We start from the raw sequence: 26576 nt of genomic DNA, 5'->3' as shown, positions 1-26576 counted from the left end.
GGGACATCGAAACGATCGAACACCCGAGCTGGGCGCCCCGCCCTACCGTTCAATCGCGGGGATGCCGAAGGTGAGCATGTTGTCCGGCGACAGCGTCTCCCACTGGCTGAGCCAGCCCGGATCCTCGAACGCCCACACGAGCGCCTCGCGACAGGGGTCGTAGATCATCTCCATATCGGTGTACAGCTCGACCAGGGCAGCACCTGGCTCGATGTAGTAGGCGGCGATGTTGTGCCCGGCACCGTGGCGAACGGGCCCCCACAACAGCCGCGACCCCGACTTCTTCACACGATCCGCCAGCTTTCCGAGCTCGGCGATGCTCTGCGCCTGCCAGGCATGATGGTGCAGCGACGGCGCCTGGTCGACGGCTTTCACGACCGCGATGCCGTGGTGCTCGGGATTACAGCGCAGGAAGAAGGCGAAGTCGTCACCGATGCGGTCCGAGACCATGAAGCCGAACACGTCGACGAGGAATGCGACCATCGCGACCGAGTCGCGCACCTTGATGTTGACGTGGCCATAACGGTCGGGGCCCATGCCCCCGCCACGCGCATCCCACAGCGACATGCCCCGGTAGACGTGCCACGTGAATCCCTCGGGGCCGACGAAGGCGAACCCCTCCTCGATGTGGTCCTCGATCGGCTGCTCTGAGATCACCCGCCATCCGCCCCGGCGGACCTTCTCGCGGATGGCGGCGAGGTTGTCGTGGTCCGGCGCGACGAGGCCGATGTGGTCGACGCCCTCGGTCTCCGACTTCACATACACGAGTTCGTGGTGCGTGTCGGCGGCCGAGAGGAAGGCTCGCGTCGCGGTGTTCTCCACCGAACGGAGGCCGAGCACATCGGTCGCCATGCGGGTGGACGCGGCCAGGTCGCGCGATCCCAATGCCACATACCCCATCGCGCAGACGGATCCCGTGGTCGTCATTTCTGTTTCCTCTCTCTTGGCGAACTGGCCGCGTTGGCTCAGTCGCGCTCCAGCACGGTCACGCTGCACACAGCGGACGTGTAGGGCACCGTCGTGACGGCGCCTCCGGCGTTCTGCGCGACCGCGAGCCGCGCGTCTCTCACCTGGCGCCCTCCGGCGCGGCCCCGCAGCTGATCGACCAGCTCGACGATCTGCGCGGCGCCAGTCGCCCCGACCGGGTGCCCACGGCTGACGAGCCCGCCGCCGGTGTTGACGGGGAGCCTCCCGTCGAAGCGGAAGTCGTCGTGGAGCGCGCGGCGCCAGGCACGCCCGTGCTCCACGACCCCCAGCTCCTCGAGCGCGACGAGTCCCGAGGAACTGGCGGCATCGTGCACCTCGACGATGTCGACGTCGGCGGGGCGCCGCTCGGCGGCCGCGAACGCCTCGGCAGCGGTCCGTCTCACGAGCTCTCCTCCTTCTGCCCGGCGCCCCGATCGCAACGCGATCGCACGCACCGCGATCGCGGCGTCGCGGTGCGGGCGCGCCGAGACCAGGACGGCAGCCGCGCCGTCACCGATGGGCGAGCACATCAGCAGGGTCAGCGGATCGTCGATGACACGGGAGTCGAGGATCTCGGCGGGCGTCGCGGTCGTGCGGTATTGCGCTCGGGGATTCAGACTGCCGTGCAGGCGCGCGATCGCGGCGGCGTGGGCGAAGGCCTCAGCCGTGGCTCCCGTCGCGGCCATGTAATCTCGGGCCTCCTGCGCGTAGATGCTCATGAAGACCGAGGCGCGCGGTGTGCCTGAATGGGCATGCGTCGTGACGTCGATTCCGGCTGCGAGCGCCTCGAACGCGCGCGCCCGGTCAGGGGAGGTCATCTTCTCGACCCCGATCGCGAGCGCCGAGTCGCACGAGCCCGATCGCACGGCGTTGATGGCGAGCAGCAACGCGCTCGAGCTGGAGGCGCAAGCGTTCTCGACGTTCACGACCGGAGCGCCGGCCAGCGGCGTGTCGGCCAGCGCGAGCTGGCCCTGGATCATCGCCTGGCCGGTCATGAGCGAGCCGATGGCGTTGCCGACAGCAACGAACCCGATGTCCTCGGGGTCGCAGTCCGCGTCGGCGAGAACATCGTCGACGACCGACTCGACCATTGCGGTGACGGAGCGTTCGGGGAACTTCCCGAACGGGGTGCACACCGCGCCCGTGACGTAGACCGACGCGCTCATCGCACCTGCTCCGCCCAGCCGGTCCAGGCCCGGCGCAACGCGACCTTGTCGATCTTGCCCACCGCGGTCATCGGCAGGGAGTCCACGCGGACGATCGCCTTGGGGTGCTTGTACCGCGCGAGCGAGGCCTCGCACGCCGAGGCCACGTCGACGTTCTCGACCCGCTCGTCGGCGACGATGTAGGCGACCACCGCCTCACCCCAGTCGGGATGCGGGATGCCCACGACGGCGACCTGTGTCACACCAGCTGAGGCGATGGCCTGCTCGACCTCGGTGGTGTAGATGTTCAGCCCGCCCGAGATGATCATGTCGTTCTTGCGGTCCAGCAGGTACACGAAGCCGTCGGCATCGATTGTTCCGATGTCACCGGTGTGGAGCCATCCGCCGCGCAATGTCTCGGCCGTCTTCTCGGGCATGCCCCGGTAGCTGTCCATGACATACGGCGCCCGTGCGCAGATCTCCCCGATCTCGCCGACGGGGAGCGGGCGGCCGTCGTCGTCGAGCACGGCGATCGACACGAGGGTCGCCGGTCGCCCGCAGCTGGTGAGTCGCTCAGAATGAGCCGGATCGTGATCCTCGCGTGTCAGCCGGGTGAGGAAGTTGGGCGCCTCGGACTGTCCGTACAACTGCATGAAGACGGGCCCGAAGCGCGCCAGCCCCTGTCCGAGGCGCTCGGGGGATATCGGCGCGGCGCCGTACAGGATGGTGCGCAGCGATGCGACCTCGCCCACCCGGTGATCGGAATCGAGCAGCCGGTAGATCATCGTCGGGACGAGGAAGAGCAGCGTGATGGCGTACTCGATCACGCTGTCGATGACCGCAGCGGCCTCGAAGCGCGGCGCCAGCACGTGGAACGCCCCCTTGAGCAGGCCCGCCTGGAGCAGGAAGCCCGCCGAATGCGCAAGCGGGGCGGTCAGGAGCATCCGCTCGTCGTCGAGGATTCCGATCTCGATGTCGTGGGCGAGCAGGTTCAGTGCGAGTGCTCCCTGGCAGTGCACGACGCCCTTCTGTCGACCTGTCGTGCCCCCCGTGTACAGGATCAGCGCGACGTCCGACGGCGCAACCACGACTTCGACCTCGGAATTCCGGCCCGCGTCGACCGCGAGCAGCCCATCCCATTCGCGCCCGAGTTCGATCACCCGCGCCACCCCAGCCTGCCGGGCGACGCCGGCCAGGGCCTCGTCCACGAGGGCCACCGTCGCGCCGCTGTCAGCGAGGATGTACCTCATCTCTGACGCCGAGAGCATCGGGTTGATCGGCACCTTCGCGCCACCCGCCCGCAGGATCCCCTGATCGGCGACGACCCATTCGACGCTGTTGGACATCATCACCGCGACGGGATCACCCGGCGAGATCCCGGCGGCGACAAGGGCGCGAGCGAGCCGGTTCCCGAACCGCTCGAGGTCGCGGTAGCTGAGGGTCCGCCCATCCGCATCGACGACGGCGGGGCGATCGCCGAAACGGGCGATCGAGCCGACGAGCAGCGAACGGAGGGTGACATCCATCTCAGTACCCCGTGCTGAGGGGCTCGGCCCGAGGTGCGTCGACGATGCGGTGACGGAGCTCGCCGAGCTGCGCGACGGCGAGCGTGACGGTGTCGCCGGGCTGCAGCCACCCCCGGAAGCCGGCGCGGTCGGTGACGTACTGCTCGAAGAGGCAGCCGGTTTCGACCGTGCCGGAGCCGATGACGTCACCGGGCCGCAGCCGAGCCCCGCGGGACGCGAACGCGATCATGTCGGCGAAGCCCCAGTCGATGGTGTTCCAGTTCCCGCGGCTGACCAGGTCGTCGCCGACTCGGACGGTCATCTCCAAGTCGTAGCCGTGAGCGGACCGGAATGGCTCCAACTCGTCGGGCGTCACGAGCGTGGGGCCGAGCGTGTTGGCGGTGTCCTTGCCCTTCCCCGGCCCGAGCCGCAGCGGCATCTCGTTCATCTGCAAGTCCCGCGAGCTCCAGTCGCAATAGATGAGGAAGCCGGCGATGTGCGCCTCTGCACTCGCCACCGGGATGTCGGAGCCTGCTCGCCCGATGACAGCCGCGATCTCGAGCTCGAAGTCGAACATCTCGGTGCCGGGCGCCATCGGCACCTCGTCGCGCGGCCCGAACCGGGCGTCCGGGTTGGTGAAGTAGAACGGCGGGAAGGTCTCGAAGCGCTCGTCGACGGGCATGTCGATCGCGGATGCCACGTTGCGCAGATGCTGGAGGAATCCCGCGCAATCGCGGATCGAGGGCGGCTGCAGCGGACTCCGTAGTAGCGCGTCGTCGAACGGGATCACCTCCGTCGGGCGACGCGCGGCGGAGTCGCCGCGCGTCGCGAGGTCGCCGGAGTCGAGGAGGTCGAGCAACGTGGGCCCTGCCTCGAGGCCGTGCACCTGGTCGTCGACGACCACACCCACGCGATCGTCTCCGGCGGGTGAGCGATAGGTGACGAATCTCATCCGCGGCTCATCCCTGCGATGCCCCCGCGACCATCCGGGTGCGCAGCGTTCCGATTCCCTCGACCTCGCTCACGATCTCCTGCCCCGGCTTGAGGAACCGTCGGGGGGTCCGGGCGAAGCCGACACCCGACGACGTGCCGGTGAAGATCAGGTCGCCCGGACGCAGTTCGACCACGGACGACAGCAGCGAGACGAGACGCGGCACCGAGAAGATGAGGTTCGTGGTCCGGAAGTCCTGCACGATTTCGCCGTCGATCGTGCAGGTCAGGCCGATGTCATCACGGTCCTCGAACTCGTCGGGCGTCACCAGCCACGGACCGGTCGGGCCGTAGCCGGGGAAGGACTTGCCGAGGCTGAACTGGGGGTATGAGGCCCCCGCGAGCTGGAGTTCGCGATCTGAGATGTCCTGCCCGATCGTCAGCCCCGCGACGTGATCCCACCCCGCCGACTCGCTCACGAGGTGTGTGGGCCGGCCGATGACGACGACGAGCTCGAGTTCCCAATCCGTCATCGGCCGCGCGATTTCGACAGGGGTCGAGGGGCCGATGATGCAGGACGGGAACTTCGTGAACACGGAGGGGAAGTCGGGGATCTGCAGCGACGCCTCGGCCGCATGGTCGCGATAGTTGAGCGAGATCGCGAACACCTGGGACGGGCGAGGTGAGGGGGCTCCGAGGGACGCCGGGGCGAGCTGCCCCGGAGCCCCGGCACCCTGCGAGGCGGCCCACTTCGTGAACTCGTCCCAGACCTCGTAGACCTCGGCGATGTCGGCCGGGAACCGGCCGTCGGAGGCCCGGTTCACGTCGACCGGATGACCGTGGACGAAGACCGACAGGCGGTTCTCGATGGAGGCGAGGTACATCGTTCAGCTCATTTCTGGTCGAGGCGGGCGAGGAATCGGGAGATGGCGGCGGCGATCTCAGGAGCCGCCTCGAGCGTGGCCAGATGACCGGCTCCGGGGATGACGACGAGCTCCGCGTCGGGGATCGCCTCGACCATGTCCGGCCCGCGGAACGCCCCCGCGTCGAGCTCGCCCCACATCACGAGAGTCGGGCAGGCGATGAGAGGCAGCTGGTCGGTGATCGAGCGGTAGGTGGCAGGGAGACGAGTCGCGAGGGGCATGGCTTGGCGGGGGTGCCGCAGCATCTGGTCGAGTTCGCGCCGGGCGGCATCAGGGTGTGCCTCGAGCCAGCCCGGCGCATGGAAGATCCGTTGCAGGCCGGAGGCGGCCGCACGGCGCTCCCCCTCGTCGTCCCCCGCCAGAGCGATCCCCACCCGCGCAAGGGCATCGACCGCGTCCGGTCCCGGAGGTTCGGGCGACGCGTTGATCAGCACCAACGCCCGGACGACGCCGGGATGCTGGATGGCGACCCGGGTCGCGATCGCCCCACCCTGCGAAAGCCCGATGAGGACTGCCGACTCCGCGCCGAGTGCGGCGACCAGCTCGGGCACCGCAGCGACGAGGTCATCGGCGGACCACCCCGCCGGATGCCAGCCCGAGTCTCCATGACCCGGCCAGTCGACCGCGACCAGGCGATACGCACCGGTGACCGACGCGACCGTGTCGGCGAAGCTCGCGCGGCCGCTGAGGGTTCCATGCAGGAAGAGTACGAGTGGCCCTTCACCGACCTCGGTGTACGCCCAGTCGATGCCGCGGACGCCGACCCGACCCTCAGACATGCCCACGCACCAGGTCGATCAGTCCCTCCGCATCCTCGGGCACGGCGTCGCCGCGCCACGCGACGTGCTGATCGGGACGCACGAGCACGAGCTTGGCTTCGTACATCTCCGCGAGATCCGGATGCCCCGGAGCGTAGACCTCGAGCGGAACGCCGCGATCGCGTGCGGCAGCCTCCAGCCCGGAGGTGTCGACACCGTCGACGGTGGTGATAAGCGTGAACCACGGCCCGAGTCGGTCGTACAGCGACGTGGTCTCGTCGAGCCACACGTGCGGCAGACGGGATCCCGGTGATGCGGTTGGGATGTAGTCACCTGCGGTGGACTGCGGCGGATCCGGCTGGTGCACGACGATCGGCGACTCGTTGTACTGGTAGCCGAGCTGAGCGCCCATGCTCTTGAGCTCCGAGACCTTCTTCTCGAAGATGAGAGCCGTCACCTCGTTGCGAGCTGCCTCCCCGATGGGGCCTTCCTGCTCCATGTGGTCGCGGGTCATCGTGGGGCCGATGAGCGAGGTGTTCTTGGCGCACACGTCGAGGATCCAGGTCTCGGCCTCGCGGCGCTCGACGCTGTAGCTCGGAATGAGCGCGTCGCCGCCCCAGCCCTGCAGGATGGCGGCGAGCTTCCAGCCGATGTCGGCGGCGTCCCCGATGCCGATGTTCATCCCAAACCCTCCATAAGGAGAGATCAGGTGCGCTGCATCGCCGGCCAGCAGAACCCGTCCGTAGTCGTAGCGGGGCGCCATGACGGAGTGCACCATGAGCTGCCCGCCACCCAGGGACTCGAGCTCGAGGTCGGCGCCGATCTGGGCGACGTAGTAATCGCGCACCGACGTCCAGTCATCGGGGTCCACGCCGGCGGGGGCGGGAGCGTCGAAGAAGAGGTACGTGTCCTCGGAGTCCTGCGCGAAGACGATCAGGCCGGTACGGTCCTCGTTGATCAGCCAGTAGAACGCAGAGAGCCCGGTGGGGCGGGCGAGCTCCTTGAGGGCCGGAGCGTGCACGTGCCACGCCATCGCCGTCACCAGGTTCGGCAGGCCCTCGAGCTTGACCCCGAGCTGCCGGCGCACCGTGCTCCTGCTTCCGTCCGCCGCGACGAGGAACGCGCCATGCACCGAGCCGGTAGTCCCGTCGCGGTCGACGAACTCGACAGTGACGCCGTCATCCGTCTGGATGAAACCGGTCACCTCGATTCCGAAACGGAGGTCGATCAGGTCGAGTTCGGCGACCCGGTCGCGAAACGTCTTCTCGATCGCGGGGTTCGGAGCCCATTCCGGAGTCTCCGCGGCGAACGGGAAGCGGGCCGCCCACTCGACTCCGCCTTCCAGGTTGGCGAGGGTGTAGCCCCCGACCACACGGGTGGTGAAGCGGACGTCGCGCTTGAGTTCGGGGTCGATCGGATCGTTGCTCCGCAGTCGGTCGGCGATGCCCCAGCGGCGGAAATGCTCCATCGAACGCGAGTTGGTCTGGTTGGTTCGCGGCCCGAACGACTCGTCGGCGAACCGCGACTCCAGGACGACCGTACGGACGCCACGCAGCGCCAGATCGATCGCGACGGCCATGCCGATCGGGCCTCCCCCGGCGACGATGACGAGTTCCTCGCTCCGACCGGCGGACGCGGCGTCCCGGCTCGAAGCGGCGCGAGCGTCATTGCTTGCTGCAGACATGGTGAAGCCTCTCTGTCTCCGTCGACAACGCCGTCACGACGGGTTCCGCGACGGCAGGACCGAGTCTGCTGGCGCCCGCCCGCCGTCTCTAGGACCGGTCTGCCAAAGTTCGGCGGCGGCGGATTGTCACGCAGCGACAGCGGCCTAGAATCTCGTCAAGTCATGCTCGCTGACGAGCAGGAATAGGTTGCTGTCTCCGTGGACGAACGAATGGGTGCCGAGCGCCGCGAATCGCGAGCGAGCCTCCTCCGGCAGCTGCTCGGTGCGCGATCCCTCTATGAGGCCATGAAGGCAGCCAGCGACGAAGTGGTCGACTGGGTCGGCAGCGAGCTCTCCTGGGCCGCCCCGATCGTCGACGGGTACCTGGTCATGGGCGCGCACGCCGGCCTCCGCACGGCGGAGATGGCGTCCTCATGGAGCCTGCGCCTCGGCGAGGGAATCGGCGGGCGGGTTGCCGTCGAGGGCGTCGTCGCCGTGTGCAGCAACTACGCCACCGACCCCCGGCGCGGACCGGTGATGGCGCGCGTCATCGACCAAGAGGGCATCCTCTCAACACTGACCGTGCCGGTGCACGCCGGAGAGCACATGTTCGGCGTCCTCTACGCGGCCAATCGACGCATCCATGATTGGAGCGCCGAGGAGATCGGCCGTATGCGCGAGATCGCTCAGACCCTCTCGGCCTGCGTGTCGCTGCTGCGCGAGATCGACGACGCCCGCCATGCCGCCACGAGCGCTCAAGAGGAGCTGGACGCGACCGACCGGGCGATGCACACCACCGAGCTGGTCGCCGACTCGCTCAGCCTCCGCGCCGGCGGACATCGGGCACTCGAGATCCTGTCCCAAGCGCTCGGCATGACGGTCGAACTGCGGCAGCTCGACGGTGGGCTCCTTGACATCGTGGTGGCCGATGCGACGATGCGCGACTCGCAGGTGCGGTGGCGCCATATCGCAGGACGAAGCGGTGACTTCGAGTTCGTGGTGCTCGGAATGCGCGAGCTCACGAGGGCCGAGACGCGCTTGCTGCGCACCTCCGCGTCGATGATCGGCGGACTGCTCACCGACCTCGCGATCCGGGCGCGAACAAACGTCGACGAAGGCGGGGCCGAGGTGGAGGCTCTGCTCGACCAACCGTGGGCGGGCCCGGCGCGCGCACCGGCGCTCTTCGTGCGACGACCCAGAAGCGACGGCGCGCACAGCGCGACCGACATCGACGCGGGACTCATCGGCGACGCGCTCGACGCCACCTTGCCGACCGCCCTGCTGTGCCGGCGCGATGGCGAGCTCATCGCCGTCCTGGATGCGAGCGACGGGATCCCGCACCTTCGTGATCGCCTCGAGCACGGAGTCCTCGCGGTCGTCGGTGCCGAGCAATGGGTCGTCGTGATCGGCGAGCCGTGCACGAGCGGAAAGGATCTGCGCATCTGCCTCGACAACCTCGTTGCGATGGCGGACACCGTCGGCGCGGACTCGCGGCCTCAGCGAATTCGCGAGGTGCACTCCGTCGACGCGACGCTCGCGGGCGGAGTCTCGTCCCACCGGCTGGACCGCCAGCTCGAGAGCCTGCTCGGACCTCTTGTCACCTCGGACGAAGAGACCGGCACGGACTACGTGCGGACGCTCGCGGCGTACCTTCAGAGTGACCGCCATCTCGCGCGCACTGCGGAGCGGCTGAACGTGCACCCGAACACCGTGCGCTACCGGGTGGCGCGCATCGAGGCGATCCTGTCCATCGACCTCAAGGATGTGGATCATCGCTTCCGCGTCGATGCGGCGCTGCGTCTCACGGGCGCCTCTCCGGGCGTTTGAGACGAGCCGACTTCATGCGCGGACGGCGGGGAGGGAAGATGCCTATGCCGGAAAGTCTTCGACTGTCAATCGGCACTGCTCTCAAGCGATGGATGCTCGACGTTTCGAGCATCGGCACGCGTCACTCTCGACACCCGGGAAGCGCGATCGCTCGAGCTCTCGTTCGGTCACCGAGAAAGGCAAGCCCGTCAGACCGCCGCCATCGAAACGGACCTGGCCAAGCTCAACGTCCTTCCGTCCGGGGCTCTTGCCATTCGTGGCTTGGTAAGTAGTGCCGCGCCCGGACCCGAGATGAGCCCACAGACGAGAAGGACGGGCAGGGCGTGTCCTGGCTCACCTGTCCTTAATCCGCCAGCGCTCCCGTCACCACAGGAAGCGGAAAGATCCCTGATTATACAGGCGTCATTCGTGGCGGTACCGGTGGGATTTGAAATCGCCACATCACGAGGCAGTCATCGAGAAGCCCGAGATTCTGGGCTTCATGCACATCAGTAGACCCCTCCTCGATCAGTACGACCCTGCTCGATTGTTGCCACTTTCTTGCCACCTTGTGACACCAGAGAGATTGACGGAACGAAACCCAGGGCGATTCACGTAGCTTGACCTGAACCAAAAGGATCAGGATCAGGAGATGACCGAGACAACCCCCGCGACATTTACTCTCAAACAGACCATCGAGGCCGGATACACACGCTTCGACTTCGTCCATGGCGGTGGAGTCGCGCGCAACGCGAAGGTACACCTCGGAATACTCATCGACGGGGTCGCGCGATCTGGTGACGGATGGGATGCCGGGGACACTGCGCGCGACCTTCTCGTCATCCTTATCGACACGGCGGAGATCGACCAATCCACAGTCCGAGCGGACTACACGGCAGGCTTCACCGCTGACGCCCGCATTGCAGTCTTCCTGACGTGGTCGAGCGGGACCGACGAGCTAATCTCGGTCATCGGCGTCGACACCACTTTCACCAAGGCAGACGGATTCGCGATGGGTCGGACCCTCGAGGGCGCCGAGGCACGCGATATCCTTGTTGACGCAGGCATGCTGGACCGGAGCGACCTGCGCGCGGCACCGGCCGAGGGTGTCCCGGAAGCCCGCTACTTCGACGAGCTGAAAGTTGAGGGCTACCGCGGGTTTGCGGCGGAGAAATCGTTGCGCTTCGCCCGTCCGACGGGCTCACCGGGATCGGGGCTCACCTTGCTCGTCGGCGCTAACAACAGTGGGAAGTCAACGTTTATCGAAGCCATCCAGATTTCCGCAAGGGCGCGGAATCAGGTGGATCTCAACTTCCCGCAGCCCCGTAGGCACCGCGATCTCGACGCGGTCTCGATCGAGCTGTCGCGTGAAGACGGCCGGCGTCTGTCGATCCGTTCGATCCGTCCGGGCGGCAGTCAAGCCACCGCGACGTGGTTGCCGGAAGACATCGGACCCGGCAAGTTCGACATTCAGGTGACGCCGTCACGTCGAAGCTTCAATCCGTACTTCGGCAACTCGGGCATCGGCGACCGCGACTGGGGGCTGATGGATCAGGAGTTCTCTCGGACGCAAACGCGGGACAACTTCGTCGGTCGCCTGAAAAAGGTCGACCGGGATCCGGTGGCACGTGTCGCTTTTGATGGCCTTCTCGAGGAGATCATCGGGGAGCCCCTCGAGTGGACCATCGACGAAATGACCACGTCCCAGCAGTTTGTGAAGATGACTGACCCGGGCGGCGCGTGGCACACGAGCGAGGGCCTCGGGGATGGTCTCGTCAGCCTGCTGTTCATCGTGGACGCACTCTACGACTCCGCGCCCGGATCCCTGATCGCGATCGACGAGCCCGAGCTCTCTCTTCACCCGCAGCTCGTGCGGCGTCTCCGCCGCGTTCTGTCACGCTACGCTGCAGACCGCCAGATCGTCGTGGCAACCCATTCCCCCCTCCTAATCGACTGGGCCGACATCGGGAACGGGGCAACGGTCGCCCGAACCTTCAAGGCGCGCGGACAGTCCGAAGTCGCGCAGGCGAGCGTTGAAACCCTGCGAAAGACGGCGCTCCTCGCCGACGACCGGAACCTCTCGAATCCGCACACCGTCGGCGCGGTCGCGCGCGAGGCCCTCTTCCTCGAGGACGGCATTATCCTCACGGAAGGACAGGACGACGTCGTCTACCTCCCTCGCGTGCTCGCCGATCTCGGGCTTGATGAATCGGAGAACGTCTACGGCTGGGGATCTGGGGGAGCAACTAACATCCCGACGCTCGCCCGACTCTTCCGAGAGCTCGGATTCACCCGGATCGCCGCGATCCTCGATGATGACGGGCAGCCCGGCACTCGCAAGGCGGAAGAACTCCTCGACGCCATGGCGCCGGAGGTGCTCGTCCGTCGCATCCCAGCACTCGACATCCGCTACAAGCCGAGCGCCAGCGCGAAAGACGAGGTCGTCGGGCTGCTCGAGAAGGGCGGGACACGGGTACGTGACGATGTGCGAAAAGAGGCGGCCCGAGTTCTGAAGGACGTGCTCCGTCACGTAGGGAATGCGAATGCTGAGTCCGGCGCCAAAGGCGGGCTCGGTGGGAATTCGGCGTCTGTCGGGGAGAATTGATGAGGAGCGCTTTGATCACGGCGGCCGCGCCCGACGCTCGTCGCCCCGCCCGGGGCGGGCTCTTCGCGCAGATGGGCGACCAGAAGCAGATCGTCCGCGAGCGCATGTTCTTCCTGTTGCGGTGGGCTGATCGGCGCGCGCGCAACAGCGCCTCTTCTCGTTTCCCTCATCCGTCACTCGCTAGATCCGGCCCGCTGGGCACCGAGATGAAGCAGTGCTCCAGGTGGGCGATCAAGCCACTGACGCGCCCCTTCGCTTCAAGCGCCTTGAAAGGACGCCCACCGCAGCAGCGATAAGGACAACGACGAGTACGACTACCAGCGCCAGTTCCGTCATCACCAGGATGTACCAAAGCAATGGCGACCGGTTGCTGATCTGCGTGCCGAATGAACCAGTGACGACAGTCACCAAGCTCAGAGCGATCCACAATCCCACGAAGTACTTCAGGGTCGACATCTGAGCACGGCCGATCGATTCAGCGTCCACACGTCGAACCTCCACCAGACCCTTGTAAGCCGGGTCCTCGCTAGTCATGCCAGCTAGTGCGCGGCTCACCACGTCCAGTCGATGGAGCGGCCCTCGGGAACCAACGACCACAAAGACCGCGGACAGTACGGCGCCGAAAGCAGCGATGCACGCCGCGATAATCGCTTCCATGCCGAGAGGCTATGCCAAGTCTTTACCACGCCCTTGCCCGGCTGGCCCGAACCCCCGACATCACAATGATGAGCCGTGTTCTTGACCCCAAAGCCAATGACGGCATGGAGAAAACCGGACAACGAATGACGACAGGTTGTGTCCAAGAATATGTCCAGACGGTGCCCATCGGCCGCTCCACAGCTGGACCGACGCGGGGAACAGGCGGCCAATAGAAAAATGTTCGTTCACGAAGTCGTCGAGTCGTCCGCCTACGATCACCTCGCGGATCGCGTTGCGGCGCCAGACGCGGCCGAGATCGGAATCGCTCGGCTGCGCTTCTGCGAATCGTGGCGCGGACCCGCTCCTCTAGGGCCTTACCACTCAGTTCGTAAAATGCCACCCGGTGTGGGGCGAGCTGTCCTCGGCTGTGTGAAGTAGTGTGTGAAGCGTGAGCACCCCAAACCCGGGGCCGTTCGGGTTGGACCCCATCGAGGTCCCCTTGGACCGGGCCCCTCTCCTGCGCGTGCTCTGCCAGGTCGCTTGGCCTGAGCAGACCCTACTGTCCGCCGCGTTCAACCAGATCGCTGACGAGATCGGCGTTGCTCTCGCGGATGCCTATCCAACACGCGATGCGATCCCCATGATGAGCGTCGAGTTCGACGCTCTGACAGGCCAGGTGCGCACTCCCGCATCACCGCCGAGCCGGCAGTGGTCGTCGCTCGACCAGTATTGGCGGGTCTACTTCACTCCGCAGTTCGTAACGCTGGAGAACCGTGGTCACTACACGAGCCGTACCGACATGACCGCCCGCTTCCGGCGGATCGTCGAAGTCGTCAGCAAGCTCGCGCAGGTTCCCGCTTACCAGCGCGTGGGTTGGCGCTACGTCAATCGCATATCCGAGGCCGCCGAGTACGACGCCCTCGGTGAGCTGGTCGAGGACAGCGTCCGTGGTGCACAGGTGATCGCCCTGCCCAGCGGCACAAGCATGCACCACTCGATGACCGATTCGCTGTTCCGGTCCGAAGCGGGCAGCCTGGGCGCCAAATGGGGATTCCTGCCGCCAGGGGGTCTTCACGACTCGACGCTCGAAACCGTACCTACTTCGAGCTGGGTTCTGGACCTTGACGCCTACGACGACACGAGGTCACCGTTCAGCGTCGAATCGGTCATGAACAAGGTCGGCGAACTATCCTCAATGGCGTATGGATTCTTCCGCTGGGCCGTGAAGCCGGAGTTCATCACGAGGTTCGGAGGACACGAGTGACTGTAATACTCGATCGCCAAACCGCCGACGTACGAGCGGTGGAAGCGCGCACCAGCCCCGTCGAACAGTACGACGTGGAACCCGTCCGATTCGCTGCCGCGACCAAGTTCATCTTCGCGGCCGGCATGGCCGTCACCACGGCAGCTTTCGGCATGCCCACTAACATCGCGAGCACCGAGCTTCCCCGCACCGTGACTAGCGGTCTCATCGCTCCGACTCCGGTGCTAGCTGCGCCTTCCCTCACCACTGACGCGCTCATTCGCCGGATCCGTGATCGCGCCGCGCTGACGTGGGACCAAATCGCTCGCCTGTTCGGAGTCTCTCGGCGCTCCGTGCATCACTGGGCGTCCGGCGAGAATATGAGCGCGCACAACATCGAGCTGTTGAGCCAGCTCTACGCGCTCGTCACGAAGGTCGACGCCGGTGACCCAGTCCAGACCCGCACCAGTCTGTTCACTCCCGAGGAGAGTGGCATCAGCCCGGTAGAAACGTTCAAGCAGCGCGTGTCCGCGGTTTCGCGCCCCAACCCGGAGCCTGCGACCAAGGACGCCCTGCTCGGCGCCGAGTAGTCCGTAATGGACGGCGAATCGCACGAGGGCCAGTGCGCGCACCTTCGCCAAGGCGATGTCCTCCAGCTTGGGCCAATGACGGTCGCCGGCATCGAGTTCAACGGCAAAGATGGGTGGGTCCTCCTCACCCAGACCTGTGACGTAGTACGGGACGGCGGCCGGCCGAACGTGATGGTCGCTCCAGTGGTTCGCCTCGGCGACAACGACGCACGACTCGCGCAGCAGGGTAAGCGGCCTAGGCACGTACAGATCCCGCACATGGAGGATTTGCTGTTCGCGGACCTCGAGTACGTCGTTACCCTTCCCAAGTCCGCGATGGACGCTGTCGACTTTCTGCGCGGGGTTCGCGACGATGACTGGCGCGCGCAGCGCAAGTTCGGGATGAGCGTCGGGCGTCGATTCTCGAGGGTCGCGATTCCCGACGAGGTCGTTCCATGGCTAAGTCCGATGTCCGACTCGGTGATGGATAAGGCGCTCAAGCCGACTTCTGCTCTCTACCGCGCAGTGGAGGCGGTCGCCGACTTCCGGATCTTCTCGCCTGACTGGTATGCCGAGGGCATCGACCTGACCCTCTACTTCGTCCTAGCCCCTCAGGAACTGGCGCCGTTCACCGATGACGATGACCCGCCGCCGGTGAGCGCGGTTCTAGACAACTGGCTCAAGGGGAAGGAGCGTAACCCAAGCGAGATCGCGGAACGGCTGTTCCCGGCGAAGGGCGATCGCCCTCCAGCCGTTGACCGCGATGCACTCTGGCGCGCGTTCGCCAACGCGTTCAAGCGGCTGGGTGTCGCAAACGCGGGCTCTAATCCGAATCCGAGGGTTCGCGACGCAGTGTTGTCTTTCGTAGTCGAGGTCGCTGGCGAGGACGAATTGACGATGCTGGAGTTCCGCAAGAGCGACCAGCTCGATCTCGCCCACTTGTCAGGCGCCGACGGGCCGGAGAGCTAGCGATATCAGCCACGACCAGATCGCGCTTATGCCCTGACCTTCTTAGGCGCCTTCGGCCCGCGCCTCTCAAGGCGCCTCATCTTCCGCACGGAGATATAGCCGTTGTTCCGGGGCGAGCGATGCCAAGTGACACCCGAGCCGTCCGTGAAGGTGATGAAGTAACTTCCCCAGTTCAAGCGCTCATTCCCGTTCATCGGCGCCCGAACTAGCCCGCCGAGCCCGGGCGAGATGAGATAGGGCTCTACCGATCCACCGCTAACAGCTCCCATTTCGCGGTTCCAATGCTCGCCGTCCCACCAGCTCAGAGACACGTATGGAACCGGACGGCCACCGGCGTTGTAGAAATTGGTCTCTATCCACCATTTGGTTGTATGCGGCTCGTTGCCGACAGTGAAGGTCGAATGTCCGACTCGTGACCATGTGGCGAAACTGTCCGCTTCGGAGCGCTGCTGCTTACGGCGATCACCGAGTACGACAGAGAGCGAAACCGTGACTGCCGCGAGTGTCCCTATGCCAGAGACCCACTCCGCGACCGACCCCCAGGCAAGCGACATGCGATCAAGTTATCGGGTGCCGCCCGCTTGAATGCTTCCCTCATGTACTACGCGATCACGAAGATTGAGCTTCACCCTCGCCGGCGTGACGAACTCACTGGGTCAGATCAGTCGCGACCTATGAATGGCTATGCCCTCCGCCATCATGCGGGACGGCAGGTCGATACCAAGTTCCGAGATGGAAACCCGTGCCAGCTGCTGCAGCCGAGATGCTGAGAATCGAGCGTCGCGGCTGCTTAAGGGGAGCACACTCGGTCGCCTCCGATCGGGACGAATGGACGTTGCCAATCCCATTGGGACGGCGAAATAGCCGCCAACTCGATCAGTACGACCCATCCTCGATCAGTACGACGTTGCTGGATTGTTGCCAAATGCGTTCGGTCCGACACTTGGGCAGAGAAAAACCCCTGATCAGACAGGGGTTTTTCGTGGCGGTACCGGTGGGATTTGAACCCACGGATGGCTTGCACCATCACATGTTTTCGAGACATGCTCCTTCGGCCGCTCGGACACGGTACCGAGAGGGAGTCTAACGCAGGCCGAAGCGGCCTTTGAGCGCCGGTATCCGGCATGTGCGTGGGCAGCGCCGCTCACGGCGGATTCACAGCCCTGCCATATGGTGCGCAGAAGCACGCTCCCGAGCATTCGAGCATGAGAATCCCCCGCCGTGTGCTCATCAACGGAGGGCTTGCCATCGTCATCGTCGCCGCGCTCGTCATCGCAGGCCTCGTGCTGTTCAAGCCCTTCTCCGCATCGACCGCCAGCGCCACAGGAACCCAGCTCACCGGAACGGTGCAGCAAGGCACGGTGAGCAGCACGATCAGCGCGAGCGGTGCCATCGCCCCGTTGAGCACGACGCCGGTCTCGTTCGCGGTCTCGGGCACCGTGGCCAGTGTGGATGTCGCCGTCGGTCAGACGGTCAGCGTCGGCCAGCAGCTGGGCGCCTTGCAGACCTCGACGTTCCAATCCACCGTCGACCAGGACTACACCGCATACGTGTACGCGGGCCAAGACCTGACCGCCGCCGAGGCCCAGCCGAACGCGCAGGTGTCGCAGATCAATCAGGCCAAGCTGGCCCTCGCCCAGGCACGCGCCACGTACACCGCGGCCAAGTCGGCGCTCGCCTCCACCACCCTCACCTCCCCCGTGGCCGGACTGGTCGTGGCGGTCAACGGCGCCGTGGGGGACTCCAGCGGCAGCACCTCGGCGTCGTCGGGGTCGGGGTCGGGGTCGGGGTCATCGGGATCCAGCGGCTCGGGAACGAGCGGCTCCAGCAGCTCGACGAGCGGTTCGAGTTCGTCGTCGAGCGGGTTCGTCACGATCGCCGACGTCTCGAAGTACACCGTCACGGCCAGCATCGCCGAGGCCGACATCGCCAACGTCACGGTAGGGCAGGCCGCCACGGTCACCTTCCCCGCACTGACCGGAGTGACCGCGACCGCCAAGGTCACGGCCATCTCGCCGACCGCGACGAGCTCGAACTCGGTGGTCACCTACGCCACCACGCTGACGCTCGACACCGTTCCGGAGAAGGTGCGTCTGGGGCAGACCGCCTCCGTCGCCATCACGGTGGCCACGAGCGCCGCCGATGCGCTCTACGTGCCCGCCGCCGCCATCACGACGGCGAGCGACGGCACCTCGACGGTCAAGGTCGTCGACTCCAAGACCGGCAAGACGACCGTCGTGGCTGTCACGACCGGCGTCATCGGCGACGGCGGCACCGAGATCAAGTCGGGTTTGACTGTCGGCGAGACCATCGTGCTGGGCACCGTCTCGGCCGGCACGACCACCACGGGCACGACCGGCACCGGCACACGAGGCGGATTCGGTGGATTCGGCGGCACGGGCGGTTTCGGCGGCGGCAACCGCACGGGGGCGAACGGATGACGACCGCGTCACCGGTTGCGGTCGTCGTCAACGAACGGGCAGACCGCGACGTTCCCGTGCTCGAGTTGCGGGGCATCCGTCAGACCTACGGAACCGGCGAGGCTGCGGTGCACGCCCTGCGCGGCATCGACCTCGAGGTGGCTCGCGGGGACTACGTCGCGATCATGGGTCCCTCGGGCTCGGGCAAGTCGACCCTGATGAACCTGCTCGGGTGCCTCGACATCGCCTCGGAGGGCCAGTACCTGCTCGGCGGAGTGGACGTCAACGAACTCGACGACCGGCAGCTGGCCAAGGTGCGCAACAAGCAGATCGGCTTCGTCTTCCAATCGTTCAATCTCATTCCGCGCATGACGGCCCTCGCCAACGTCGAACTGCCCCTCGTCTACGGCGCGGTGAAGCGCGCCGAGCGTCGCCGGCTCGCGCTTGAGGCACTCGAGCTGGTGGGGCTCGCGGATCGCGTCGATCACCGCCCACAGGCGCTCTCGGGCGGGCAGCAGCAGCGCGTTGCGATCGCGCGCGCCCTCGTCACGAGTCCCACGATCCTTCTCGCCGACGAACCCACAGGCAACCTCGACAGCGAATCGACCGACGACGTGCTCGGCATCCTCGACTCCCTGTCGAAGGCCGGCCGCACGATCGTGGTGATCACCCACGAAGAGAACGTCGGCGAGCACGCCGCCCGGGTGCTCTCGATCCGCGACGGCCACATCGTGGGCGACCGCCGAAACCGCGAGGTGGTGAGCGCATGACCCTGTTCGAGACGCTCCGTTCGGCATTCCGCGGGCTGACGGCGAACAAGCTGCGCTCGGCCCTCACGCTGCTGGGCGTGATGATCGGCGTCGCCGCCGTGATCCTGCTGCTCGCGGTCGGCAACGGCAGCTCGCAACAGATCCGCAACCTGATCACCCAGCTCGGCACCAACACGATCACCGTGCGTGCCGGCAGCGGATTCGGCTTCGGCGGCGGGGCAGCCTCTGCCGACACCTCGACCAAGAAGCTCACGCTCTCGGTCGCCGACCGCCTCGCGGCGGCCGGCCTCGGCCATGTCGACGCGGTGGTGCCGCAGGTCTCGACCAGCCTCACGGTCTCGACCAGCAGCGCGACCGAGTCGTCGATCTCGGTGGTCGGCACCACGCCCGACTACTTCACGGTCACGACCTCGAAGATCGGCGCGGGCTCGCCGTTCACCGTCGCGGACGTCACGAGCGCCGCGAAAGTCGCCGTGATCGGGTCCACCCTGGCCAGCGAGCTGTTCCCCAGCGGATCGGCGATCGGGCAGACCGTGTCGGTCGATGGCACCGCCTTCACGGTGGTCGGAGTGCTCGCCAGCCAGACCAGTGTCGGCATCCAGGACCCGAACTCGGTGCTCGTCGCGCCGATCAGCCGGGTGCAACGCAGCTACACCGGATTCGGGGCGATCAGCTCTCTGACCGTCGAGGCGATCAGCTCCGACGCGGTCACCGCCGCCGAGGGCGAGGTGCAGGTCATGCTCGACCAGCTGCTCAAGTACGACCCGACCTCGACCACCGAGACCGCGCCCTACACGATCAGCAATCAGACGACCCTGCTGCAGACGGCGGCCGCGAGCGCGCAGAGCTTCACGGTGCTGCTCGGAGCGGTCGCCGCGATCTCGCTGCTGGTCGGCGGGATCGGCGTGACCAACGTCATGCTCGTGACCGTCACCGAGCGCACCCGAGAGATCGGCATCCGCAAGGCGTTGGGAGCGACGCGGACCGCCATCCTCGGTCAGTTTCTGGTCGAGGCGGCCACGCTCACCCTTCTGGGCGGCGTACTCGGGGTCGTGATCGCGCTCGTCGGCGCCCAGTTCCCCATCAACGGCACCCAGCCCGAGGTGCTCAGCTACTCGATCCCGCTCGCGCTCGGAGTCTCCGTCGCGATCGGAGTCTTCTTCGGGGTCTACCCGGCGGCCCGCGCCGCGGCGATGCGCCCCATCCAGGCCCTTCGCTCCAACTGATCCACGAAAGGAACACCTCACATGGCAGACAAGAACATCACCCCGGCCGCCGCTGAGCCACCCGCCGAGTCGCAACCCGTCGCCGGGCCCGCCGTCCCGGCGAGCGCTCCCATCGACGTCCCGGCCGCCGCCGCACCGAAGGCGCGCTGGACCAAGTACCTGACCCCGGCTCTCGCGCTCGTCGCCGCACTCATCGTCGGCGGGGTGGCGGGAGTGCTCATCGGTCAGAGCACCGCGAGCGCCAGCAACGCCAGCAACGTGCGCAGCGGATTCGGGGCAGGGGGCGGCTTCGGAAATCGGGAGGGGGGCGTCGGCGTTCCGGGCGGCGGCACCGGCGGCTCGGCCGCGCGCGGCGGCTTCACGGCCGGCACGATCACCTCGATCGACGGCAGCACCCTGACCGTCAAGCTCGCCGACGGCTCGACCGTGAAGGTCGACACGAGCGGCAACACGACCGTGACCCAGACCGCCACGACCTCGGTCGACAGGCTCGCGGCCGGCGAGACCATCACCGTGATCGGTCAGAAGGATGCCAGCGGCAACATCACCGCGACACGCATCGCCGAGGGCACAGCCGGCCTCGGCGGCTTCGGCGGCCGTCCGGGTTCCGACGCGACCGCGGCGCCGGGCAACTAGCGGTCGACGAGGAGATCGCCCCCGAGCTAACGGTCAAATGAAGGAGATCGTCGCTCCAGCGCTCGAGAACCCACGAACCCTCGGACCGGGAGCTGGATTCTCCTTCATTTGGTCGGAGCAGACGAGCAGACGGGGTGAAGCGGGCGGCGTGACCCCGACGCCACGCCGCCCGCGGCTCAGATGTCGAGCACCAGGCGGTCGCCGCGCGCCCGCGAGACGCAGGGGAACATGATCCCGAGCTCGTCCTTCTCGGAATCGCCCAGCACCGAGTCCCGATGTTCGGGCACTCCCCCGGTGACGCGCACCTCGCAGGTGCCGCACACGCCGCGGCGGCAGGAGGCCAGCAGGGGCACGCGGTTCTCCTCGAGCACCTCGAGCACGCTGCGGTTCTCGGGCACCGTCAGCTCCACCCCGCTGCGGGCGAGCGAGATCCGCAGGGGCTGCGCGATCATCACCGGTCGCGTCACCGGTTCGAAGTGCTCGGCGTGGAACCGGCTCGGCGGCGTCGCCGACTCGACGTCGGCGATCAGCGACTCCGGTCCGCAGCAGAACACCTCGCCGCCCAACCCGGCGACGATCTCGGCGACGTTGAGCCGATCCGGGTGCTCGTCGCGGGCGTAGACGTAGACGCGGCCGGGGTACCGCTCGAGCAGCTCGGGCAGGTAGGCCATCGTCGAACGGCTGCGGCCCAGGTAGATCAGCTTCCACTCCCGCCGCTCGGGAAGCGACTCGATCATCGAGCGCAGCGGCGTGATGCCGATGCCGCCCGCGACGAACAGGTACTCGGGGGCCGCGATGAGCGGGAAGTGATTGCGCGGCTGCCAGACGCGCACCGCCATGCCGGGGTGCAGCGACTCGTGGATCCAGCGGGACCCGCCGCGCGAGTCCGGCTCGCGCAGCACGGCGATGTCGTAGTGATACCGATCCGCCGGATCGCTGCACAGGGAGTACTGCCGGGTTTCGCCGCTCGGCAGCTCGAGGGTCAGGTGGGCTCCCGGATGCCACGGCGGCAGCTCGGCGCCGCCGGCCGGCACCAGCCGCAGCCCGCGCACGCCGACCGCGAGCTCGAACGAGGCCGCGACGATCATCGTCGAGATGCCGGACGCGGTTCCGGGCGGCTCGATCATGGGCTGACGTTGACCGACATCGAAGGGCGAGCGCTCGAGCACGGCGGTGGGGGCGAACCCCAGCTGCGCCAGCAGCGCCGTCTGCTCCGCACCGCCGGCGGTCGGGCCGACGGCGCGCGGTCGGGGCGCGGATGCCTGCCCCGCGACCATCGCGCCGCTCCCGGCAGCTCCGGTCGCTCCGGTCGCTCCGGAGGGGCTCTGACTCATGACCAGACGGACGATGATCGCGATCGCGGTCAACGACAGGATCATGACCGAGACCGCGAAGTACCACCAGCTGCCGGCATCCGTCCCGGCGAGTCCGGCGTGGAATCCGATCAGCAGGACGGCGCCGTAGTTGACGTAGTGCAGGCCCTTCCAGAAGCGGGGAGGCAGCCGGTCGCGCAGCAGCGACGAGCCGTACACGACGACGAGAAGGTAGAGCGCCCCGATGCCGAGCGCGACCGGGATGGTGCGATAGCTCGCCTGGAACGGGACGAGCGCCTGCAACGGCGTGAAATGCAGCCAGCCGTCGAGCATGAGCGACACGACGTGCACCACGACCATGAGCAGCGAGAGCCCGCCGAAGTAGCGATGCAGGTCTTGCAGATGGCCGGGGTTGTCGACCTTGCGGAAGATCCGGGTCGACAGCAGCACGCCCCAGACGACCGCGAGCGTCATGAGGATCCAGGCGAGGATCGCGCTGGAGCGCGTCACGTACCACCAGATGTGCGGGTCGTTCATCGATAGTCCTCCCAGTTGGACGAGGTGCGGATGTCGCCTTCCGTCGAGATGACCAGGCCCGCGGCATTGCGGGTCGGCAGCCAGTTCAGGAATCCCTCCGGCGGGGGCACGAATGCGGCCTTGGTGAGCACCTCGGCGCGGGCACCGGTGCCGGCGATGACCGTCGCGGCGTGCAGCCCGGTGCGGGCCGGCAGCAGCGTGCGCGGGTCGAGCAGGTGATGGCGTTCCTCGTCGCCGACCGACCAGCGACGGCGCCGGGTGCCCGAGGTCGCGACCCCGCCGGCAGCCAGCCGGACGGTCTCGACGTGGGTGGTGGCGTCATCCGGATGCTCGACGCCGACCGTCCAGAATCCGGTGACCGGCGCCTCCCCCGCGACGACCAGGTCTCCGTCGAGCTCGACGAGAACCCCCGTCGCGCCGCGCTGCAGGGCACGTTCGCAGAGCAGATCGGCGGCGTAGCCCTTGCCGATCCCCCCGGAGTCGAGGGTCATGCCCCGCGGCAGCCGAACCCGGGTGCCCTCGATCTCGATCGCGGCGAGATCGCCGCCGTCGCGCACCCCGTCGGCGAGCGCCGTGCGCCGATCCGGATCACGGAACGAGGCCTCGTAGCCCGCTGCCACGAGCGCGGGCAGCATCGTCGGATCGTAGGCTCCCCCGGTCTCGGCGTGGCCGTCGCGCATCGCCTGGATGAGTCCGACCGTCGCGGGGTCGACCGTGACGGTCTCGCCGGCCGCCGCGTTCAGCCGCGACAGCTCGCTGTGCGGAAGGAAGCGCGACCACAGGCCGTCGAGGCGCTCGAGCTCTTCGGCGAGTTCGTCGAGCAGCCCGGCCCGGCCCCCGTTGACGGTCAGATGGGCGGGCCCGCCCATGGCGGACAGGGTCCGCGACTCGATCACGCGACGTTCCGGGTCAGTGCCCGGACGAGCCGGTCGACGCCGCGGGAGGAGCCGGAGCGGGAGCCGGGGCCTTCGCCACGGGGGCCGGAGCCGGGGCGGCGGGCGCGGGAGCCGGCTTGCTCGGGGCCTTCGCGGCCGGTGCCGGGGCCGCGGGCGCCGGAGCGGCGGGCGCGGGCGCCGGCGTGGGAGTCGCTGTCGCGGTCGGCGTCGCGGTGCCCGCCGGGCCCGGCGTCGAGGTGGGTCCGGCGGCGCCGGTCGACGCGGCCGCGGTGGTCTGGAAGCCGACCACGAGCCCGACGAAGGCGAGGGCGGTTGCCGCCCCCGCCGCCGTACGCGCGGATGCTGCGGGGTGCTTAGTCATCGCTGCCGTGGCCACCGCTGCCGCTGTCGTCGCCACCGGTCGAGGAGTCGTCCTCGTGGTGGGTCGGGCTGGGCACGGTCGAGCTGTGCTCGGTCGCGTCGTCGTGGCGTGAACCATCGGTCGATCCGCCGACGTGGCTCGAGTCGTCCCCGGGCTCGGCGGTCTCGGACGGCTCCGGCGTGCGGGTCGACGTCGGGGTGGGCATCGGCGTCGAGGTGCCGACCAGGGTGCTCGGGGCGTTGCCGACGTTGCCCTGCGAGAAGCCCGCGAGCGTTCCCGCGTTGACGGCCATCGCCGCTCCGGCGGTGCCGAGAACGCCGACGATGGACAGGGCGATGATGATGGGTGTCTTCATGCCTTCGACGCTACGGGTCGGATGTCGAAGGCCGTCCCGGCTGAAATCCAAGAAACGGCCAAGATCCACCCCGCGTACCCAGCTCGTCCCGGCATGCGCCCGCGACAATGGACCATGCGCGTGCTGCTGATCGAAGACGACCCCTCGGTCGCGGCCGGCATCGTCGACGCCCTGACCGGAGCCGCCCACGAGGTGCGCCACGAGAGCACGGGAACGGCGGGGCTGGATGCGGCGCGAAGCGGTACTCCGGACCTCGTCGTGCTCGACCTGGGACTGCCCGACCTGGATGGCACGGATGTCTGCCGCGGCATCCGGTCGTTCTCGACCGTGCCGATCATCGTCGTGAGCGCGCGGAGCGAAGAGATCGACCGCGTGCTCGCCCTCGAGATGGGGGCCGACGACTTCCTCGTGAAGCCGTTCGGCATCCGCGAGCTGATCGCCCGCATCCGGGCCGTGACGCGCCGCACCTCGGCCGACGCCACGCCGGCGCCGACCGAGCGCCGACTGGGTCCCCTCGTCATCGACCTGCGCGGTCAGCGCATCACCCTCGACGGCGAACCGGTGCACCTGACCACGACCGAGTACCAGATCCTGCTCTACCTCTCGGAGGAGCCGGGGGCCGTGCGGCCGCGTTCCGACATCCTGCGCAGCGTCTGGAAGACCGAGTGGTTCGGCGCCACCAAGACGCTCGATGCGCACGTCGCGGCGCTGCGAAAGAAGCTCGGCTCGGCCGCCTGGATCGAATCGGTGCGCTCCGTGGGCTTCCGCTTCGAGATCCCCGCATGACCTGGCGGTTCATGGTCGCCCTCATGGGCGTCACGGCGGTCGTGCTGCTCGTGCTGCTCGTGCCCTTGAGCGGCTACCTCGCCAGCACCGAGCACGACCGGATCACGACCGCGCTCGAACGCGACGCCTTCGTGCTGGCGGGTCGCAGCGAACAACCGCTCGAGACACCCAGCGAGAGCGGGCGCGCGGCGATCACCGAGCTCGCCCGCACGTACCGCGCCTCGAGCGACAATGCCCGGATCGTCGTCACCGACGCCCAGGGCATCGCGATCGTCACGAGCGACGACGACACGACCGCCGTCGGATCGTCGTACGCCTCACGCCCCGAGATCGCGACAGCGCTGACCGGGCAGATCGCCAACGGCACCCGCTACTCCAAGACGCTCTCCGAAGAGCTGCTCTACGTGGCCGTTCCGGTGCTGAGCGGCGATCGCGTGCTCGGCGCGGTGCGGCTCACCTATCCGGCCGGCGTCGTCGACTCGGCCGTCAATTCCAAGGTCGCGGCGCTCGGAATCGTCGCGGTGACGACGGTCGTCCTCGCCGGGGCGATCGGTCTGATCCTGTCGCGCACCGTCACTCGACGGCTTCGGCAGCTCACGGAGCTGACCGAGCGCTTCGCCGAGGGCGATCTCGCCGTCCGCGCCGAGGAGCGCACGGGGGCGCCCGAGCTGAGATCGCTCTCCCGGTCGTTCAACGCGATGGCGGAGCGCCTCGCCTCGGCCCTGGACCAGCAGCGTCGCTTCGCCGCGGATGCCTCCCATCAGCTGCGCACGCCGCTCACCGCCCTGCGTCTGCGCCTCGAGCGCGCCCGCGAACTGGTCGGGGTGGACCCGGCCGAGTCGGTCGCCCGCATCGCCGCCGCGGAGTCCGAGGCCGATCGGCTCGAGACCCTCGTCGAGGGGCTGTTGCAGCTGAGCCGCGGCGAGGGCTCGATCGCCGCGGTCGCCCCGACCGACATCGCCGCGATCGCCCGCGACCGGGTCGAGCACTGGCGCGCCCTGGGCGAGGAATCGGGGGTGACCGTCGGCTACGAGGGGGCCGCCTCGGCCGTCGTGCTGGCCTCGGCGCCGGCGGTCGAGCAGATCGTCGACAACTACATCGACAACGCGCTCGGCGTCAGCCCGAGTGGATCGCGCCTGACCGTGCGGGTCGACGCCGGCGCTCACGGGGCCACCCTGCACGTGCTCGACGCCGGGCCGGGGATGGCGACCGCCGACCTCGACCGCGCGTTCGACCGCTTCTGGCGCGGAGGCCGGACCGGGGGCGGCAGCGGACTCGGCCTGTCGATCGTCGCGCAACTGGCCGGCGCCAGCGGAGCGACCGTGCGCCTCGCCAACCGACCGGGCGGCGGGCTCGACGCGCAGGCCGACTTCCTCGCCGGGTGGGTGCCGGAGCGAGCCCGCGGCCCGCGGGACGGGCACGACCGGCGGCACGGATCGGCGACGACGGCGGCGGATGCGCCGGGCAGCACCCCGGATGCCCAGTCGGGCACCCAGTCGTCCACTACGCCGGGCACGCCGCCGGGCGACGACGGCGGTGCCGCCTAGGCTGACCG

Annotated in this window: 23 protein-coding genes and 1 tRNA gene; 11 read left to right on the top strand and 13 right to left on the bottom strand. The window is 67.9% G+C overall.

Annotation, left to right across the window (positions count from 1 at the left end):
- Positions 1 to 42: 42 nt before the first annotated feature.
- From ACFPJ4_RS11935 to ACFPJ4_RS11905, 7 genes are read right to left on the bottom strand one after another with little or no spacing between them, the layout of a single operon-like run.
- Positions 43 to 927, bottom strand: coding sequence for a VOC family protein (locus ACFPJ4_RS11935; protein WP_386740668.1), 885 nt, complete (start codon positions 925 to 927; stop codon positions 43 to 45).
- Between the two features lie 38 nt (positions 928 to 965).
- The gene (locus ACFPJ4_RS11930; RefSeq protein WP_386740667.1) at positions 966 to 2132 is read right to left on the bottom strand and encodes a thiolase family protein; all 1167 of its coding nucleotides are present in this window, start codon (positions 2130 to 2132) and stop codon (positions 966 to 968) included.
- Positions 2129 to 3637, bottom strand: coding sequence for an AMP-binding protein (locus tag ACFPJ4_RS11925; RefSeq protein WP_386740666.1), 1509 nt, complete (start codon positions 3635 to 3637; stop codon positions 2129 to 2131). Before ACFPJ4_RS11925 ends, ACFPJ4_RS11930 begins: the two co-directional genes overlap by 4 nt.
- Position 3638: 1 nt before the next feature.
- Complete coding sequence (locus tag ACFPJ4_RS11920; protein WP_386740665.1) at positions 3639 to 4568, bottom strand: fumarylacetoacetate hydrolase family protein; 930 nt, start codon at positions 4566 to 4568, stop codon at positions 3639 to 3641.
- Positions 4569 to 4575: 7 nt separating this feature from the next.
- Positions 4576 to 5430 carry a fumarylacetoacetate hydrolase family protein gene (locus tag ACFPJ4_RS11915; RefSeq protein WP_386740664.1) on the bottom strand — a complete coding sequence of 285 codons (855 nt, stop codon included), beginning with the start codon at positions 5428 to 5430 and terminating at the stop codon, positions 4576 to 4578.
- Between the two features lie 8 nt (positions 5431 to 5438).
- Positions 5439 to 6248 (bottom strand): alpha/beta fold hydrolase, encoded by an 810-nt coding sequence (locus tag ACFPJ4_RS11910; RefSeq protein ID WP_386740663.1) that lies wholly within the window; start codon positions 6246 to 6248, stop codon positions 5439 to 5441.
- Positions 6241 to 7911: an FAD-dependent monooxygenase gene (locus tag ACFPJ4_RS11905; RefSeq protein ID WP_386740662.1), complete on the bottom strand. Its 1671-nt coding sequence runs from the start codon at positions 7909 to 7911 to the stop codon at positions 6241 to 6243. The genes ACFPJ4_RS11910 and ACFPJ4_RS11905 overlap by 8 nt, the downstream gene beginning before the upstream one ends.
- Positions 7912 to 8109: 198 nt before the next feature.
- On the opposite strand from ACFPJ4_RS11905, the gene ACFPJ4_RS11900 reads away from it, so the two are divergent.
- Together ACFPJ4_RS11900 and ACFPJ4_RS11895 are read left to right on the top strand one after the other, a co-directional pair.
- Positions 8110 to 9717, top strand: coding sequence for a helix-turn-helix domain-containing protein (locus ACFPJ4_RS11900; protein ID WP_386740661.1), 1608 nt, complete (start codon positions 8110 to 8112; stop codon positions 9715 to 9717).
- A gap of 631 nt (positions 9718 to 10348) precedes the next feature.
- The gene (locus ACFPJ4_RS11895) at positions 10349 to 12301 is read left to right on the top strand and encodes an ATP-dependent nuclease (RefSeq protein WP_386740660.1); all 1953 of its coding nucleotides are present in this window, start codon (positions 10349 to 10351) and stop codon (positions 12299 to 12301) included.
- A 231-nt stretch (positions 12302 to 12532) separates the two neighbouring features.
- Here the strand turns inward: ACFPJ4_RS11895 and ACFPJ4_RS11890 are convergent, their stop codons facing one another.
- Positions 12533 to 12958 (bottom strand): hypothetical protein, encoded by a 426-nt coding sequence (locus tag ACFPJ4_RS11890; RefSeq protein WP_386740659.1) that lies wholly within the window; start codon positions 12956 to 12958, stop codon positions 12533 to 12535.
- Between the two features lie 430 nt (positions 12959 to 13388).
- On the opposite strand from ACFPJ4_RS11890, the gene ACFPJ4_RS11885 reads away from it, so the two are divergent.
- The 3 genes from ACFPJ4_RS11885 to ACFPJ4_RS11875 all read left to right on the top strand — a co-directional run bounded on the left by ACFPJ4_RS11885 (position 13389) and on the right by ACFPJ4_RS11875 (position 15721).
- Positions 13389 to 14204, top strand: coding sequence for a TIGR04255 family protein (locus ACFPJ4_RS11885; protein ID WP_386740658.1), 816 nt, complete (start codon positions 13389 to 13391; stop codon positions 14202 to 14204).
- 38 nt (positions 14205 to 14242) lie between these two features.
- Positions 14243 to 14773 carry a helix-turn-helix domain-containing protein gene (locus ACFPJ4_RS11880; protein WP_386740657.1) on the top strand — a complete coding sequence of 177 codons (531 nt, stop codon included), beginning with the start codon at positions 14243 to 14245 and terminating at the stop codon, positions 14771 to 14773.
- 75 nt (positions 14774 to 14848) lie between these two features.
- Entirely contained in the window at positions 14849 to 15721 is an 873-nt protein-coding gene (locus tag ACFPJ4_RS11875) for a hypothetical protein (RefSeq protein WP_386740656.1), read from the top strand.
- Between the two features lie 983 nt (positions 15722 to 16704).
- Here the strand turns inward: ACFPJ4_RS11875 and ACFPJ4_RS11870 are convergent.
- Positions 16705 to 16794, bottom strand: a tRNA-Ser gene (locus tag ACFPJ4_RS11870).
- A gap of 132 nt (positions 16795 to 16926) precedes the next feature.
- On the opposite strand from ACFPJ4_RS11870, the gene ACFPJ4_RS11865 reads away from it, so the two are divergent.
- From ACFPJ4_RS11865 to ACFPJ4_RS11850, 4 genes are read left to right on the top strand one after another with little or no spacing between them, the layout of a single operon-like run.
- Positions 16927 to 18162: an efflux RND transporter periplasmic adaptor subunit gene (locus ACFPJ4_RS11865; protein ID WP_386740655.1), complete on the top strand. Its 1236-nt coding sequence runs from the start codon at positions 16927 to 16929 to the stop codon at positions 18160 to 18162.
- Positions 18159 to 18911: an ABC transporter ATP-binding protein gene (locus tag ACFPJ4_RS11860; protein WP_386740654.1), complete on the top strand. Its 753-nt coding sequence runs from the start codon at positions 18159 to 18161 to the stop codon at positions 18909 to 18911. The genes ACFPJ4_RS11865 and ACFPJ4_RS11860 overlap by 4 nt, the downstream gene beginning before the upstream one ends.
- Positions 18908 to 20137 (top strand): ABC transporter permease, encoded by a 1230-nt coding sequence (locus ACFPJ4_RS11855; protein ID WP_386740653.1) that lies wholly within the window; start codon positions 18908 to 18910, stop codon positions 20135 to 20137. Before ACFPJ4_RS11860 ends, ACFPJ4_RS11855 begins: the two co-directional genes overlap by 4 nt.
- Positions 20138 to 20158: 21 nt before the next feature.
- Positions 20159 to 20773 carry a DUF5666 domain-containing protein gene (locus ACFPJ4_RS11850; RefSeq protein WP_386740652.1) on the top strand — a complete coding sequence of 205 codons (615 nt, stop codon included), beginning with the start codon at positions 20159 to 20161 and terminating at the stop codon, positions 20771 to 20773.
- Between the two features lie 176 nt (positions 20774 to 20949).
- Here ACFPJ4_RS11850 and ACFPJ4_RS11845 read toward each other — a convergent pair whose 3' ends face one another.
- From ACFPJ4_RS11845 to ACFPJ4_RS11830, 4 genes are read right to left on the bottom strand one after another with little or no spacing between them, the layout of a single operon-like run.
- The gene (locus ACFPJ4_RS11845) at positions 20950 to 22623 is read right to left on the bottom strand and encodes a 2Fe-2S iron-sulfur cluster-binding protein (RefSeq protein ID WP_386740651.1); all 1674 of its coding nucleotides are present in this window, start codon (positions 22621 to 22623) and stop codon (positions 20950 to 20952) included.
- Positions 22620 to 23519, bottom strand: a complete 900-nt coding sequence (locus ACFPJ4_RS11840; protein ID WP_386740650.1) for an FAD:protein FMN transferase — start codon at positions 23517 to 23519, stop codon at positions 22620 to 22622. The genes ACFPJ4_RS11845 and ACFPJ4_RS11840 overlap by 4 nt, the downstream gene beginning before the upstream one ends.
- 13 nt (positions 23520 to 23532) lie before the next feature.
- Entirely contained in the window at positions 23533 to 23880 is a 348-nt protein-coding gene (locus tag ACFPJ4_RS11835; RefSeq protein ID WP_386740649.1) for a hypothetical protein, read from the bottom strand.
- A complete protein-coding gene (locus ACFPJ4_RS11830) occupies positions 23873 to 24235 on the bottom strand; it encodes a hypothetical protein (protein WP_386740648.1) in 363 nt (120 codons plus the stop codon). The genes ACFPJ4_RS11835 and ACFPJ4_RS11830 overlap by 8 nt, the downstream gene beginning before the upstream one ends.
- Positions 24236 to 24349: 114 nt before the next feature.
- Between ACFPJ4_RS11830 and ACFPJ4_RS11825 the strand changes: the two genes are divergently transcribed.
- Positions 24350 to 25021: a response regulator transcription factor gene (locus ACFPJ4_RS11825; protein ID WP_386740647.1), complete on the top strand. Its 672-nt coding sequence runs from the start codon at positions 24350 to 24352 to the stop codon at positions 25019 to 25021.
- Entirely contained in the window at positions 25018 to 26568 is a 1551-nt protein-coding gene (locus ACFPJ4_RS11820) for a sensor histidine kinase (RefSeq protein ID WP_386740646.1), read from the top strand. The genes ACFPJ4_RS11825 and ACFPJ4_RS11820 overlap by 4 nt, the downstream gene beginning before the upstream one ends.
- Positions 26569 to 26576: the final 8 nt, after the last annotated feature.

Source organism: Lysinimonas soli (assembly GCF_042655435.1).
GTDB classification, from domain to species: Bacteria; Actinomycetota; Actinomycetes; order Actinomycetales; family Microbacteriaceae; genus Lysinimonas; species Lysinimonas soli.
The sequence above is the reverse complement of the archived record's forward strand: the minus strand, read 5'-3'. Positions and strand labels throughout refer to the sequence as shown.